The 15,812-nt window shown below is 25.4% G+C and carries 11 protein-coding genes; all 11 read right to left on the bottom strand.

Annotation, left to right across the window (positions count from 1 at the left end):
- Window positions 1–420: 420 nt before the first annotated feature.
- The 11 genes from B5D11_RS09825 to B5D11_RS09775 all read right to left on the bottom strand — a co-directional run bounded on the left by B5D11_RS09825 (window position 421) and on the right by B5D11_RS09775 (window position 15,812).
- Window positions 421–1,392, bottom strand: a complete 972-nt coding sequence (locus tag B5D11_RS09825; RefSeq protein ID WP_078682855.1) for a GNAT family N-acetyltransferase — start codon at window positions 1,390–1,392, stop codon at window positions 421–423.
- A 98-nt stretch (window positions 1,393–1,490) separates the two neighbouring features.
- Window positions 1,491–2,318 (bottom strand): sugar phosphate isomerase/epimerase family protein, encoded by an 828-nt coding sequence (locus tag B5D11_RS09820; protein WP_228201985.1) that lies wholly within the window; start codon window positions 2,316–2,318, stop codon window positions 1,491–1,493.
- A gap of 99 nt (window positions 2,319–2,417) precedes the next feature.
- Complete coding sequence (locus B5D11_RS09815) at window positions 2,418–3,956, bottom strand: response regulator transcription factor (protein ID WP_278320353.1); 1,539 nt, start codon at window positions 3,954–3,956, stop codon at window positions 2,418–2,420.
- A gap of 25 nt (window positions 3,957–3,981) precedes the next feature.
- Window positions 3,982–5,784: a cache domain-containing sensor histidine kinase gene (locus tag B5D11_RS09810; protein ID WP_078682853.1), complete on the bottom strand. Its 1,803-nt coding sequence runs from the start codon at window positions 5,782–5,784 to the stop codon at window positions 3,982–3,984.
- Window positions 5,785–5,805: 21 nt separating this feature from the next.
- The gene (locus B5D11_RS09805; RefSeq protein WP_078682852.1) at window positions 5,806–7,452 is read right to left on the bottom strand and encodes an extracellular solute-binding protein; all 1,647 of its coding nucleotides are present in this window, start codon (window positions 7,450–7,452) and stop codon (window positions 5,806–5,808) included.
- Between the two features lie 185 nt (window positions 7,453–7,637).
- Window positions 7,638–8,660: a glycoside hydrolase family 5 protein gene (locus B5D11_RS09800; RefSeq protein WP_078682851.1), complete on the bottom strand. Its 1,023-nt coding sequence runs from the start codon at window positions 8,658–8,660 to the stop codon at window positions 7,638–7,640.
- Between the two features lie 96 nt (window positions 8,661–8,756).
- Window positions 8,757–9,701, bottom strand: coding sequence for a carbohydrate ABC transporter permease (locus tag B5D11_RS09795; RefSeq protein WP_078682850.1), 945 nt, complete (start codon window positions 9,699–9,701; stop codon window positions 8,757–8,759).
- Between the two features lie 11 nt (window positions 9,702–9,712).
- On the bottom strand, window positions 9,713–10,567 hold the full coding sequence (locus tag B5D11_RS09790) for a carbohydrate ABC transporter permease (RefSeq protein ID WP_078682849.1): 855 nt from the start codon (window positions 10,565–10,567) through the stop codon (window positions 9,713–9,715).
- A gap of 4 nt (window positions 10,568–10,571) precedes the next feature.
- Entirely contained in the window at window positions 10,572–12,863 is a 2,292-nt protein-coding gene (locus B5D11_RS09785; protein ID WP_078682848.1) for a DUF5696 domain-containing protein, read from the bottom strand.
- A complete protein-coding gene (locus tag B5D11_RS09780; protein WP_207651098.1) occupies window positions 12,850–14,907 on the bottom strand; it encodes a YIP1 family protein in 2,058 nt (685 codons plus the stop codon). The genes B5D11_RS09785 and B5D11_RS09780 overlap by 14 nt, the downstream gene beginning before the upstream one ends.
- 29 nt (window positions 14,908–14,936) lie before the next feature.
- On the bottom strand, window positions 14,937–15,812 hold the full coding sequence (locus B5D11_RS09775; protein ID WP_078682847.1) for a carbohydrate ABC transporter permease: 876 nt from the start codon (window positions 15,810–15,812) through the stop codon (window positions 14,937–14,939).

Here is a 15,812-nt window from a genome sequence, read left to right as displayed (position 1 = left end):
AGGTTTACCGCTTTTGGTTCTACCAGAAACGGATAAAAACGGATAGTTAAGAACCATCCGTTTCTGTATAGAACACTAATAACCGCTCAGGTTGCTCCTCAGCATTGCCTTATCCTGTTAATTAGCAATGTATATTATTGCCTAAATTTGGTTATAATATACATTGTAATACAGGTTAAGCAGTTGAGATTATTGACTTTAAATTACATTATTTTACAAATAATTTATCCTTAAATTACTTGTCGAAAGAAAGAGAATACACAAAATTATTTACACCCCCTAATAAACTTTTTTTCATCTTGATTTTAATATTGTATTTTTTATTCTTTGAATAAATTATAAATAGCCAATAGTAACCTTTTAATAGTTTTACTATTGGCTATTTAATTAGATAAATATAAAGATACTATTATATAAATTTTAAAATCCATCTATATCCCAAAAAGTAAATAATTCTTCATCTTGCATTTTATTAATATTATTAAAAATTTGAATAAAATCTTTAGTATTTTCTATTTTAATACCTTTAAATTCAAAAGGATTAATAACATTAATCATTAAACCCATTTCTTTAATTACTTCTTCAATTTTTAATTCAGATTTTATAATTTTTGGATAAATTACCTTACACTCCTCTTCACCTTCTAAATAAACTATTTTAGATAATAATTCTTTGAATATACTTTTAGAGTGTAATAATTCTCCAAATTCTCTTATTTTAATAACATTATTGTTTTTTTCAAAATCAATATAAGAAATAATTTTATTATTATCCTCTACAATATAAAAATTTTTAGCCTCATTTTTAACCCAATTTTCCCAATAATATTTTTCATTACGTACTAATGTACCATTAAGTTTTTTAGAATAATTATTATAAATAGAAATAATTTCAGTAATATCAGTTTCAAAATTTATTGGTCTTATTTTAAACTTAAAATTATTGTTTCCTTTTACATTTGATGCATTAAAATATCTTGGTATATTATCCCATCCCAGCCTATTATAATAACCAAATTTATTTTGTGCCGCCCCAAGTATAGAAACATTTATGCCCATATTTTTCATTTTTTCTATAGCTATCTCAAGCAACTTTGTGGACAACCCCTGACTTCTATATTCACTCTTAGTACTTACCTCTCCTATTCCTCCCATTGAAACTTCTTTACTATTTAAATATATTTTTCTATTAAAAATTCTAACTGTACTTGCTATTTTATTATCATCCATACAAACTAATATAGTATCTAAATCTCTCCATGGATCATTATTATAATGATTTACAAAATATTGTCTATATTCTCTACTATATATTCCTTCATTAAAAACATACATACAGTGATCAAACCATTTTTCCAACTCATCATTTTTTAATGTTCTAAATTCTATCATAATATTTATATTTCTCCTCACAGTCTATATAATCTTTATATATATTTAATTAATTCTACTTAAAAATATTTTTATTAATAATTTTATAGTTTATATATTTACTTATTTATTATTTTTTCTAAAAATTCCTTTCCATATAAGATATCTTTTACTTGCTCTTCTCCACTTATTTCTCTTTCAATAGTCAAAGCTCCACTATATCCTATAGATTTAAGCTTGTAAATCAAGGCTTCAAAATTTACTCTACCTTTCCCTAATGGTTTTTCTTCACCTAAATATTTTCCATTAATAGGATATTCGCCATCTTTAGCATGTACTCCTCTAATATATTTGCCTAAAATATCTATGGCATCTATAGGATTTGCTTTGCCATATAAAAGTAGATTAGCTGGATCTAAATTAACGCCAATATTGTTTAATTTTGTATCTTCAATTAATCTTTTCAATGTTATTGGAGTTTCTTGTCCCGTTTCAAATAAAAAATATTGATTATTGCTTTCACAATGGTTAGCAACAAATTTTACTGCTTCTAAAACTCCTTTGTAATCTCTATCATTTGGATTTTCTGGTATAAACCCAACATGCGTTACTATATCACTCACACCTAATTGTTTAGCAAAATCTGAACCTTTTATTAATGTTTCCATTCTTGAAAATCTATAAGCTTGCGGTACTAGCCCTAAAGTATCTGGTCCACTATAAAAATCCCAAACTTTTGGTCCCTGCCACCCACACCAAAAGGCAGAAATTTCAATATTATTATCAATAGAAGCCTTATTTACTATTTCAACATACTCTTTATTAAACATTTTTTCATCCCAGCAACATAACTGACAAGTATTAAATCCCATATCTTTAGCTTTTTTAAAATCTTCATATACATTTGGGGTAAGATAAACCATTATTCCTAATTTAATATTATTCATAAATACACTCCTTTCATATTCTATATATTTTTTCTGTAACTCATTATCTAAGCTTTATTCAACCTTCTAACAGCCTCTCCTAAATAAAATATTTTTAATCTAATTATTTTTCCCTCTATATTCACTTGGTAAAAATCCAAAATATTTTTTAAAAGCTCTTGTAAAATGTTTAGGATTATTATACCCAACACTTTTTGATACATCATTTATCTTGTTTGTAGGATCGCTTAAAAGTTCTAAAGCTTTTTCCATTCGAACTTTTAAAAGATAATCTGAAAAATTCATACCTGTTTCATCTTTAAAAATTTTGCTAAAATGCGAATAACTTAAAGAAACAATATTAGATGCTACAGCCATATCTATATCTTTGTAGTAATTTTCTTGTACATATTTTTTTATAATGTCAGATATAGAATTGGTTTCATTTCTTTTTTTTAATAAATTAATGAATTCAAATATATGAGTTTTTAAATATATTTTTAAATCACTTAAACTGTTAAAACTATTAAATTCTTTATAATTTTCATTTTGAAAAGATACTTCTTTAGCTGCTGCAATATCATTTATTATATTAATTATTTTTCTATATAGTTTATTTATTTGGTTTATAGATATTTCTTTTATTTTTTCTTTACTAAACAATATTTCAATTAAATTGCTAATTTGAACAGTATCATAATTAAGTATAAATTCTTTAATTTTGTTAAGTTCACTTGAAAAATTATACTTATCATTCTTTTGACTTATTTCATAATACTCAATAAGTGAAAATGGATCATAAATAATCATATATTTTATTGCTTCCATAGCTTGATAATAACATTCAATTATACTCTCTATATTAACTCCTATTTCACTTATAGCTGCAAAACAAACTATATTTAAATTTTCTTTTAGTTCTTTCAATAATTTTTTTATATATATTTTAATTTGAGATAAATTTATTTTGCTGCTGTAATTAAATATAAATATAAAATTATTTTTAAAATCATTATAATAAATTACTTTTAATTCATTTTTATTAATAATATCTTTATTTATCTCATATAAACACTTTTTTATGTTCCCCTCATTTATACTTTCTTTAAAAGAAACAACTGCAACAGTGAAATAAGAATATAAAAAAGTAATATTTAATTCTTTAAATATATTTACTACATTTTCTTTTTCAAACTCAAAGTTATTATCGTTAAATATTTTATTTAATCTATTTTCAAGTATAGCTTCAATGTATTTATTATTATTATTTTCTTGATTTATTTTAATTTTTTCTTCTTCTTTAATTTTATCAATAGTTTTTTCAATTACAGATTTAATTTCATCAATACTACCAGGTTTTAAAATATAATCAAAAGCTCCTAATTTAAAAGCTTCTTTTACATAACTAAAATCATCATATCCACTAAGAACAATAAACTTAATATTTAAATTTAATTTATTGATATTTTTTATTAAATCTAATCCAGTAATTTCAGGCATTCTAACATCAGTAATAATAATATCAATATTTACATTTTTAACTATATCCTCTACATTCAAGGGTTCTGATGTAAAATATATTCCTTCTATATTTTCTATATGACTCCTCTCAATCATAGATTTTAATCCTTTGCATATTAACTCTTCATCATCTACAATTAAAATATTATAAATATTATCACCTTCAATCTTGAATATATGGGATATTTATTATAGTTTTTGTATATTGTTCTTTAACGCTTTCCATTTTTATATAATATTGTTCGCCATAAAACAGTTTAATCCTTGTATTTATATTTTCCAATCCTATATTTTTATCTGTATCTTTTACTCTATCTAAAGATTTAAAATTCTTTAATTTATCATTTATAATATCAAGTTCTTCTTTATCTATTCCTTTCCCATTGTCAATTACATGAATTTCTAAATTGTTTATTTTTTCAATAAAATCTATTTCTATTAAAAATTCTTTCTTTGATTCTTTCATACCGTGATTAATTGAGTTTTCAACAATAGGCTGTAAAATAAATCTTAAAATTTTCAAGTCTTTTATATTTTCAGGTACATTTGATTTAAAATTAATTTTATTTCCATATCTAAGCTTCTGAAGGCTTATATACTTTTCAACATACTCAATTTCGTCTTTAACCGTAGAATATTGAGAATCTCTATTTATATTATATCTAAGCATTTTACCAAAATTAGCAATTGAATCTGCTATTTCATAGTTGCCTTCTAATTCTAACTTCATTCTAAATATATCTATGGTATTATATATAAAATGTGGATTTATTTGATATTGTAAAGCAATTAATTGGGCATCTTTTTGTGCTGTCTCTTTTTTTACAATATCATTAATTAATGTATTAATTTTTTCTATTAATATATTGAAATTTTCTGATATCTTCCCAACTTCATCTCTATGAACTATAGGTATTTTTATATTAAAATTCCCTTGTGCAACAACTTCCATAACCTTTACAATTTGATTAAGTCTTGAAAACAACATTTTTAATATAAAATACGTAACTATTGCTAATATTATGCTTCCTATAATTATAGCTAAAATATTATATCCACTAGTTTTTAAAGTTTCCTGTGCTAATCCATTTACAAAAGTTTTACTTATAATTTTAAGGTTTAGAGAATTAATTGTTTCATAACTATATAATTTATTATTGTAAAAATAATCTCCCTTTTCTTTATTATTTATTTCTTCATTATGAAGTCTAATATATTTTTGTATATCATCATCATCATTAGGATAAATAATATTATTACCCTTAACTACAAAAATTTTCCTGTTTTCCATTTCTGTATTTATATTAGAAAAAATATCTTCTTCAAGAATATCTATTGTTAAAACTCCAAGGTACTTACCATTAACACTTTTAATTTTTTTTGCCATTTTTAAAACTTTAGAATTGGTTTCATTAGATGCCATATTAAAATCAAATTTATTACTTTTTGCTGGATATATCCATATTTCATCTTCATTACTTTTTTTAAAATTTTTAAGCCATTCTTCATCTTTTATTCTTTCTTCTTTTAAGAAATTATTATATTCAGGAATTGTATTATTAACAAAATAAACAGATATTTGATAAATATTAGCTCCATTAAAATTTAATGCATATTCTATAGGCATTGCTATTGAATTAATATAATAATTTAATTCCTCTGGTGTAAATTCCATACCATAATAAAGTAAGTTTTGTACTTTACTATTAAAAGCTATGTTATCAGCAACTCCTTCTATTATTACCATTTTTCTTTTTATATCTTCTTTTATTTGAAAAAGCATTTGATGAGAATTTTGCGATACTTCTTTTTTCATATTATTCATATATTGAAAATAAGTATAAATTCCCATTATTATAGCAGGAATAAAAATAGCAATAGTATATACTAATGACAATTTGTTAAGTAGATTCATTTCAGAAAAATATTTATATATTTTATTACACATATTAGTAATTTTTTTCATATGTTCCCCTCCGTAATAAATCTACTTAACATTTCCTGGATAACTGAATTCTTTACCTATTTTCTTTTTTTGTGCTTTAAATTTAGCGTTTGATAAATCATATACTCTTTGATAACCAATTTTATTAATATATTTAATTGATTCATTATATATATTTTCAACATCTTTTTCAGATTTAGCTAATATCATTTTTCTTGATTGATTTTCCCAATAATCATTAATTTTTTGAAGTATGCCAGCTTCGGGACTTCCTTCCTCTGGTAAAATCCCCATAGTTTCAGGTGTATGTATTGCATACTTTGAAAAATAATTTACTATATTTTTATAGTTTTTTTCTTCTTCTGGCAAATATTTAGTATTAATAGTTTTTTCATAAAACAATTGCTGCTTTAAAGGCCAAAAATCATTAATCCCATATACTTTTTTAGCCATTTCAGTATCTTCTTTTTTCATTGTTAAATATTCATTTGTATATTTAACTTTACCATCTACTATTTCAAAAGTCTTACCTTCAACACCATACCAAGTAAGCATTTGACCTTCATCACTAGATAAAAATGTAAGAAGTTCTATAGCTTTATCGGGATGTTTACTTTTAGTTGTAATATAAGTACTTGTCCAACCAGTTCCTGCTTGATCATATAAAGGTATTGAACCATCATTAGCATGAATAGGTCCAACAGGTACAAAAACAGCTTTATTATCTATTTTATATGAGTCATATAAAACATTTGAAATATCATCGAAATTTCCTAAATATGCAAAACAAATACCCTGCTTAATTTTTCCTCCTGCCCAATTAGTAAAATTTTCTTCTAAAATAAGTCCTTCTCTCCATAGTTTATTTAAAAATTTATATATTTCTAAATATTTAGGATGAGTTCTAAAATCAATCCAATTACCATCTGGAGTTTCCCATGGTATTCCCCACATTCTTGATATTGCCCAATCATTCCATTGAAAATAAAAAGGCAAAACTTTCTGCCCATTAAATTTAATATTAGATTCTTTAACTTTTTTTAATGCCTTAATTGCACCATTTTGTGTGTTAAAATCTTCAGGCTTAATTTCTAATTTATCCATAATATCTTTTCTTGCAATAATTCCATTTGGATTTTCTATGAAAGAATTTTCAGAAAGCCATTCTTTAGCAATAAATTGATTTGCAATTCCATACCAATTTCCATCTTCTTGTGTATACCACTTTTTCATGCTATCTGGAATAATATTTAAAAGTTCAGGTGAATACTTTTGTGCTAAATCATTAAGAGGCAGAAAATAACCAGATTTTATCATTTGTTCTTTAACACTATTCCAATTATCTATAGTAATAATATCCGGTAGGTTACCCGAAGATGCCATAGCGATAAGTTTTTCATCACCACTTACTGGTGGTATAATTATATTTAAATCTACTCCTGTTTTTTCTGTAACAATTTTATCAAAAAGTGTTATCTTAGGATCCCATTTTTTATTATACCAAGAAGCTTGAATATACCAATCTAATTTGACAGTAGCTTTTGTATTATTTTTTTTAACTTTTATCTCATTATCTTCTATATTTTTATTGCATCCACTAATATTAAACATTATAGATATGAGGACGATTACAAAATTTATTTGTTTTAAACTTTTTTTCATATCATATGCCCTTTCTAATTTATCCATATATTATCTAACTTTAAGGTAAATTTGCTATTAAAAATATTTTAAAATAGTAAATTTACCTTAAATATAATTATACCTTTTATAAATATAACAAACTATATTTTTTTAATTTTATCTGGCATTTTATATTTTGAAATAATTTATTTATATAGATTTAAAAAATTAAATATAGATAATATATAAATTTATTTCAATTTTGAAGGGAACCATCCTTTTTCTACTGATTTTCTATAATTCCAAGTAAGCATATTTTCATTTTCAAGTTTGTAACTCCAAAAGAACCATCCTTCTGCAGTTTCGTAAGATAAAAGTTGTGCTGCTGCATATGCTCTTGAAGCTGCATCTATTTGCAGTTCATTCATATCTTTTAATGTATTATTGCTAGTATCAATTCCTAATGACCATTCTCCTATAATCACTTTAAAATATTTTGACATTTCATTAATTTCTTTACTTCTTTGAGATAAGGCTAGTTGAAGATGTCCAGACATATCAAGCTTTTTTTGATCTTCTGCAAAACATTGATAAAAATGAGTATCTAAAATTACATTTTTATATTCAGATGTCTGCATAAAATCTTTCCACTCCGTAAGTCTGAAGCCATCATGAAAAACTATAGCTATATTTTCATCAATATGCCTTCGGCAAACTTCATAACCTTTTAAATAATAATTTCTTAATATATCCATAGGTACATCCCATCTTGGCTCATTTAAAAGTTGAATCCCCCAAAGAGCTGGATTTTCTTTATATCTTTTAGCAATTTTTTCTATTATATTAACAGTTCTTGATACATATTCTTCTTTTGTGTGCCATTTACATACTCCTAAAATACCTCCATTATCAAAACCATTTTGGCATCCTGGTGCTGTATGCAAATCTATAAGTACATTTAAATTTGTTTTTTCTGCCCATTCCATTGCATTATCAAGATATTCAATACATCCATAATATGGTTTTGTATCTCCAAAAATCCAATGTGGTATAGGTATTCTTACAGCATTAAGCCCTGCATTTGAAATCCATTTAAAATCTTCAAAAGTTATAAAAGTATCCCTATGTTTTTTTAACCTTTCTAATGCATTTTCACCAAGTTCTTCACAAAAGCTTGTTTCATCTTCAGCTTTTAATCCATCAAACAATTCCGGTTTCATCCATTTTTCAAGAACTAACCAATTACCTAAATTTACTCCTCTTATTTTTGACATAAAATCACCTCATAACATTTATTTTAAAATATAATTGTAATTTAGTTTACAATACAAAATTTTGAGGAACTATGCTCTATTAAATAATAAATTAATTTATTCACCAGTTATGCCTGCTTTATCTACGCTTTCTACAAACTGTTTTTGTAAGAATAAGTACATTACAATAAGCGGTATAATTGTAATCAAAGTTCCTGCCATACGTATACTCTCATTTAATCTATTTACTGTACTCCCATCAGAAGTTGGATAAAGACGACTATATGAATCTACAAAAGTCTGAAGTCTCATTGGAAGTGTTTGTATTACTTTTCCATAAAATATTCCTGCTAAATATGTTTCATTCCAATACCATACAAATGAAAATATAAAAGCAACTACAATAGCAGGTATTGACATTGGTAATGCAATTTTAAAAAATGTTGTAAACTTGCTAGCCCCATCAATCTCTGCTGCCTCATCAAGTACTATTGGATAAGAACGAAAAAATTGATAAAAAATCAGTACAAATATACTTCCCTTAATACCTTGACCTAAAATTGCAGGCAGGAAAGATGGTAATGGGGTATTAATCATTCCATAAGCATCAAAAAGTATATATTTAGGTATCATTGTAACTTGTGCTGGGATTATAAATGCAGCTATTAAAAGTATAAACCACATTTTTTTTAATGGAAATTCAAATCTTGCAAAACCATATCCTATTACAGCACAAGAAGCAGTTTGAAATATTGCAGGAATACCGGCCATTATAATTGAAGTTAGTAAAGCTTTATCTGCTTGAAGTACTTTAAATGATATTTTAAAATTTCCAAAATAAACCTTTGAAGGTACCCATCTTACTGTAGGATTTATAAGATCAGAAGATCCCATTAAGCTTGTCACTATCATGTATATAAGAGGATATAAATAAACAAATCCTATTCCAGCAAGAAGAGCATATACAACTATTTTTTTCAAAATACTATCTGATTCTCTACTTCCTCGGAAAAATTTCTTTTTAAAATTTGATATTTTAGCTGATTTTATATTTTTTATCATATTTACCACCTCTATTTATTTCTTTCTTTTAAAATTAAAAATGTTATACCTAGTAACAAGAATTCAACGAGGAAGTAAGTCCAAGACATAGTTGCTGAATAACTATATACATTCCCCATTTCAAACATCTTAGATGTAATAGCTGTATTAATTTTATTATTAGGGAATGACGCCATTTCAACAATTGTATATATAGTATTAATTAATATTAATGGTTTTACATAAGGTAATACAATCTTCCAAAATATTTCCCAAGATGAAGCTCCATCTATATATGCTGCTTCATAAATTGATGTATCAATTTTTTGAAGCCCTGCTAAAAAAATAAGTATTTGAACTCCTGAAAACCATAATATTATTACTAAATTATCAAATACATATAAAATTGGAGAACTAATTACCTTAGGTAACATAGAAAAAAACTTATATATTAAATACTTATTTGGTTCTACTATTTTAGCTGCCTGATTAGTCATAAGTTCCGATATTACAGGTCCACTTATAATAATTACAGGCAAAAAGAATATCCCTCTAAATATAGTTCTTCCTTTAAACTTTCCATTCAAAAGTACTGCCATTATAAGCGAAGCAACAACAATCATTGGTGTAGATAAAATTAATGAAACTATACTTTCAGCTAAAATCAAAGGAAAATTTACATCCTTCGTAAAAATATTAAAATAGTTTGTAAGTCCTATCCATTTAGTTTCAATCCCTGTCGGTGAAATTGTAACTTTACTCATACTAAGAAAAATTGAATAAAAAAACGGGAATGCAGTAAATAAGAAGAATCCAATAATCCATGGTAAAATAAATATATATCCAAATAAAGCATTTCTTTTTTTTATAGTTAACTTATTTAACACTTTATCACTCTCCTTCTATAACTGCATAATCCTCATTAGGAACCAGTGTATCACCTATTTTATAATCTTTTTCTGTATAATTAACTATTATTGAGATATTATCTTCATAATCAACTTTAACAACTCCTAAAGTTAATACAGTCCTATTTATAATCATCTTCCCTTCAACTTTAGAAAGAGCTTTGTTTACATAATTATAAATATCTATAATATTCTCCTGCCAATCTTCAAAATTAGTAGAATATAATTCAGAAATTGTAGTATACTTTAAATCAGTATTTTTTTTGCCTGTTATTATAAATGAAGGATATGCTCCATATTCTACAAGTTTTAAAGCATCCATCTTTGAATAAAAACTCATATTAGAATAAGGCCCATAATAATCAATACTTCCCTTTAATACAATCTGTAAAAATGGTACTGTATCACTTTCAAACAAATATTGACTATTTATCATTGGAGTATTAAATATATCGTTAACAAATTTCCAAAGATATTGATTAGGATTGTAAAGAGCTAAGTCTTTTATAGTATTTGAAACCTTATTTAGAGCTTGTTGAAATTTTTTATAAGCATCACTTCTTGTAGTTACATGATTTTGTTGATTTTCTGCATAAAGTTTAGACCCAACTTCATTTATAGCCATAGAATTCATATTATTTAAAGAATATTGATCTGCTTTTTTAGAAATATAATCAGCTACAAGATTTGATTCAACAAAATAAGTATTCTTAAACCATATATCATTATTATCTCTTTCAAGCATTATTAAAGCTTGTGAAAGTGAATTTCCTCCTTCTTTCCTTAAATCAATCTGCGTTTCATTTACAGTAACTGGATTTTCGTAATAATAAAGCCTTCCTCCTTTGGATTTTATATATTCATCTAAATCTCTAAAATTATCTTTTCCTCCAAGCTTAGATTCAAATTCGAAAGAAGAAGGCTTATATCCTCCAATTCCTCCCTTTTGCCATCCTTGAAGAACTATTGTAGTATTATTAATTTTATATTTGTTTAATTTATCTACTATATTTTTAATTTCATCAATAGATGTAATTTTTAAAATTTTATTATATAAAAAACTTTTTTCAATATCTGATGCTACTATATCTATTTGTAATGGTATATTATCATCTATTTTTTCTTTTTTAGATAGTATACCTTCTTTTTTTAGAGTATCTCTATAAATTTTAGCCATTCCAACATAGTCTGCATTATCTCCATTTAAGAAATCATATGTTATTTCCGCATTAAAATTATTTCTATTTTCTTGTACAACTTGTACTCCTGCTCCGTTTCTGCTCGTTGGCTGAAGATACTTTTGACGATAAATAAATTTTGCACTAACCCAATTATAATTAGTAAGCATTCCACTAGGTGATGCTGTAATTGAAGCATACTCTACTCCATCTTTTATTGTAGCAAAAATAGCATTTTGTTTTACTCCATGAACTACCCCAAAAACAGGCATCAAAATTGACGGCTCTTCTACAGTAAAATCATTTGGTCTGCTTGATTTAAGATCATTTACTTCATATAATTTGTCTATGCCATAATCTTTACCATATACTCTTTTATCAAAATTAATTAAATATTTAGATGGCTTATTAAACCTTATAAGCGCACCTGCTCCATCTGGTACAAATATATACCCATCAATTTCATCTGCTCTAGTAGAACCTAAAAACGGTACAAAATAAATAGCTGCAAGATGATTATCGCTTCCTTCTTTTATACTGTCATTATAAATACTAAATGTAAGTTTTCCATCTTTAAGCTCCATCTGAAAATCAAATGAAATTCCTAATTGTGAATAATTAACTGAGTATTTTAATTTATTTCCGTCAATTATATATTTTTTATTTACTGTTTTATCTGCTATACTTAACCTTTTTTCTATACCTTTTTTATCAAAATAATCAATAGATAAAAGAGAATTCCCTATTCCTGACCAAGTTGTATTCATATCTTCCGGTTTTTCATAAGGTAAGCCGCCCCAAATGTATCCACTTTTTTTATCTACAATTCTTATAGAAGCATTTTTATCTTTATGCCAAATTTCTAATTTATTATCTTCCATAATTTTTGTAAATCCATCTAAATTAAGCCTATTATTAACTTGTAAATATTTTTCAGGCTTTGAATACCTATTAGAATTTGAGTTTAAAACAGCAGCATGACTTGCCAATTCTTCCATAGAAGGGCTTTTATTTGTTTTGGCAAAACTAGATGTAATACTAAAAGTTAATATTATTACAGAAATTGCCAAAATAAATTTCTTTTTATTTTTTAACATTATAAGCCACCTCCTTTAAAAATGAATATAAAAATTCAATTAACTGATCCCATAACATATAAACTATGGAAAATATAATAATTCCAACAAATATTAAGAATAATGTAAGTAATATATTTTTAATTACATCCTTTATCTCATAATTATGAATTTCTTTTAATCCTAACAAAAGTATTACTGCACACCATACCCAAATTATTGCTGAAGAAAATGAAATTATAAATGCCTCATTTAAAGTTACTATATAGCTTAAAGCTATTACAAAAGGCATAAAAATTATAAAAGGTGTAAGAGAATAAGCTGTAGCAATATAAACATCTCTAATTCTTCCTTCTCCTTCATTAATAGAACTTACCATATAGTTTGCAGCCACAAAAAGTCCACATGGCAATAAAAATATTCCTATTATATAAAAATAAGAGACATTTCTAGAATCTACAAAATTAAAAATAAATCCACGTCCTATATAGTTAATGGTAAAAATTAAAAAACCTATAAGATATATTATTGTAGCTGAAAGTATTGACCCGAATTTATCTTTTCTAATATCATACATACTATTTATTGGATGTTTAATAAAATTTCTCATAGAAATTAAATCATTCATTATTTGATTTTTTAAAATTTTATTCTTTATATTTCTAACAAAATTAAAAATACCTTTTTTTTCATCTATCTTTTTTAATAATTTAATAACTACTACTAAAAATATTAATAAAATTATTAATATCCCTGAATTATTTTGAAGCCATTTATTTCTTATTTCCCAAAAACTTTCTGAATAATCAGTACGATTTTGTGCTATCTTAAAATGATAAGCAGCTTTTTCATAATCATTTTCTTGAAAATATGCCTTACCTAAACCATCATGGGCTATTTTAGAAGTACCACTTAATTTAAGTATTTCTTGCCATAGATCTTTGCTTTGAGAATATTTACCATTTTCAAATAAATTTATAGCCTCATGAGTCATATCTGCAAATATTGTAGGAAAAAATACCTGAATCATACCTCTCTCTTTATCAAGCACATATATATTATTTTCTTCATCTACTGCAATACCTGATCCTACAGTAAAAAGTCCATTTCTTTCGGTTGAAATTGCTCTTCCTCCAAATGAAAATATAATATTACCTGAAGAATCATATTCATAAATAAGTCCTGTTTCAGTAAGTGCATATATTTGTCCATAAGTACCAATCGTAATATCTACAAAATTGTTTTCATCTTTAATGGATTTTTTCCCACTAAAAATATCTGAACCTGCAATATTATGTTTTTTTATAGCATGTCCTTTGTCAGCTTGAGTAATTGTATATATCATTCCCTTTTTGTCTATGGAAATATTGTAAAATGTTTTTGGTATTCTATTAAAAAGCTTAGCCTTTTGTTCTTCTGTAAATATTAATTCTTGAATAGCTTCTATAGGGCTAAGATTAGTATTATTAGCACCAAAATATCCTAAAAATTCCCCTTCTTTACTAAGCTGTATTATCCCATCATAAGTTCCTTCGCTAACAATATATATATTACCTTTTTTATCACTTACAGCCTTTCTAGGTTTAAAATTAGTTTTTTTACCAAATATTGGAGAGGTAGGTCTATCATACAATTTTATAATTTCCCCATTTTGAGAAAATTTAACTACCTTTTGAAGATTATAATCAGCAACTATTATATTATTTTCTTCATCTACATATACACCTGTAGGTGAGCTTAAAATTTCTGCTCCAATATAATTAATTTTATTTTCCATATTATCTAAAACAACTATACGTCCGTTCCCGGTATCAGCTATATAAATTTTTTTATCTTTTACAAAAATATCTTCAGGTTTTTGAAGTCCTGCATCTTTTAAAAAAACTTCACTTGTTAAATATGCATCTTGTGTACGTACCCATTTATCATCTTCAGATATAGTATAGGTATAAGCAGCTGCATTTTCAGCATTAACTTTATTTGGTAAAAGTCCTAAGGTCATAACTATCACGAAAAAAAATACCGTGATAGACTTTAAAACTTTATAAGCCCTTATATTTTTCATATTAAATACCCCTCCTTTTACCTAAATGCCTATTTAATACCTGAATGAACCATGGTATTCATTACACTAGATTGCAATATTATAAATATTATTAAATTAGGAAGAAACATAATTAATGATGCTGCTGCTGCCATTCCTTGACCTGCTACTGTATTACCAGTGGTTGATGTAAGTGTGGTCATAAAAAAAGCAAAGTTTTTTAAAGATTCATTATTAATAAAAAGTGTTGATGCTTCTGTACTGTTCCATGCTGATTGAAATGCTAATATAGCAACTGTTGAAAGAGCCGGTTTTATTAAAGGTATTATAATTTTTACAAGTATATAATAATCGGAAGCTCCATCTATTTCTGCAGCTTCTACTAATGAAGTTGGTATTTGATCAATAAATTGTTTTACTAAAAATAAACCAACTGGCATAGCTAACAATGGAAGTATATGAGATAAAAAGCTATCTATAAGTCCAAGCTTAACTACAGTAAGGTATCTTGGTATAGTTACAGCTATTGGTACAAACATAAGTGCAAGAGTATTTATATTGAAAATTAAATTTTTACCTTTAAATTGTTTTTTTGATAAAACATATCCAGCTGATGCTGAAATAAAAATAGATAAAATCATCACTATTATAGTAGATACTATGCTGTTAAAAAGGTATCTTGAAGCAGGTATATTAGAAGTTCCTGCTGTATTAAATAGTCTTATAAAATTCTCTAAAGTAGGGCGTTTTGTAATAAATCTAGGAGGATATACAAAAAGCTCATCTATAGGTTTAAAAGCATTAAATATTATATAAAGTATAGGTAATATCATAAATGTTACTATTGGAAACAATATTATATAAAATTTTATTTGACTTTTATGAAATTTTTTAGGATTTATACCTGTCCCATTTATACTACTCAT

Origin of the sequence: Clostridium sp. USBA 49, from assembly GCF_900167505.1 — a bacterium.
In the GTDB taxonomy this organism is placed as follows: Bacteria; Bacillota; Clostridia; order Clostridiales; family Clostridiaceae; genus Clostridium_AT; species Clostridium_AT prolinivorans.
The sequence above is the reverse complement of the archived record's forward strand: the minus strand, read 5'-3'. Positions and strand labels throughout refer to the sequence as shown.

What these genes read in the sequence shown, in the direction of transcription:
- B5D11_RS09825 (WP_078682855.1), bottom strand. Translation starts at nt 1,392, where the DNA reads ATGATAGAATTTAGAACATTAAAAAATGATGAGTTGGAAAAATGGTTT.
- B5D11_RS09820 (WP_228201985.1), bottom strand. Translation starts at nt 2,318, where the DNA reads ATGAATAATATTAAATTAGGAATAATGGTTTATCTTACCCCAAATGTA.
- B5D11_RS09810 (WP_078682853.1), bottom strand. Translation starts at nt 5,784, where the DNA reads ATGAAAAAAATTACTAATATGTGTAATAAAATATATAAATATTTTTCT.
- B5D11_RS09805 (WP_078682852.1), bottom strand. Translation starts at nt 7,452, where the DNA reads ATGGATAAATTAGAAAGGGCATATGATATGAAAAAAAGTTTAAAACAA.
- B5D11_RS09800 (WP_078682851.1), bottom strand. Translation starts at nt 8,660, where the DNA reads ATGTCAAAAATAAGAGGAGTAAATTTAGGTAATTGGTTAGTTCTTGAA.
- B5D11_RS09795 (WP_078682850.1), bottom strand. Translation starts at nt 9,701, where the DNA reads ATGATAAAAAATATAAAATCAGCTAAAATATCAAATTTTAAAAAGAAA.
- B5D11_RS09785 (WP_078682848.1), bottom strand. Translation starts at nt 12,863, where the DNA reads ATGTTAAAAAATAAAAAGAAATTTATTTTGGCAATTTCTGTAATAATA.
- B5D11_RS09780 (WP_207651098.1), bottom strand. Translation starts at nt 14,907, where the DNA reads ATGAAAAATATAAGGGCTTATAAAGTTTTAAAGTCTATCACGGTATTT.
- B5D11_RS09775 (WP_078682847.1), bottom strand. Translation starts at nt 15,812, where the DNA reads ATGAGTAGTATAAATGGGACAGGTATAAATCCTAAAAAATTTCATAAA.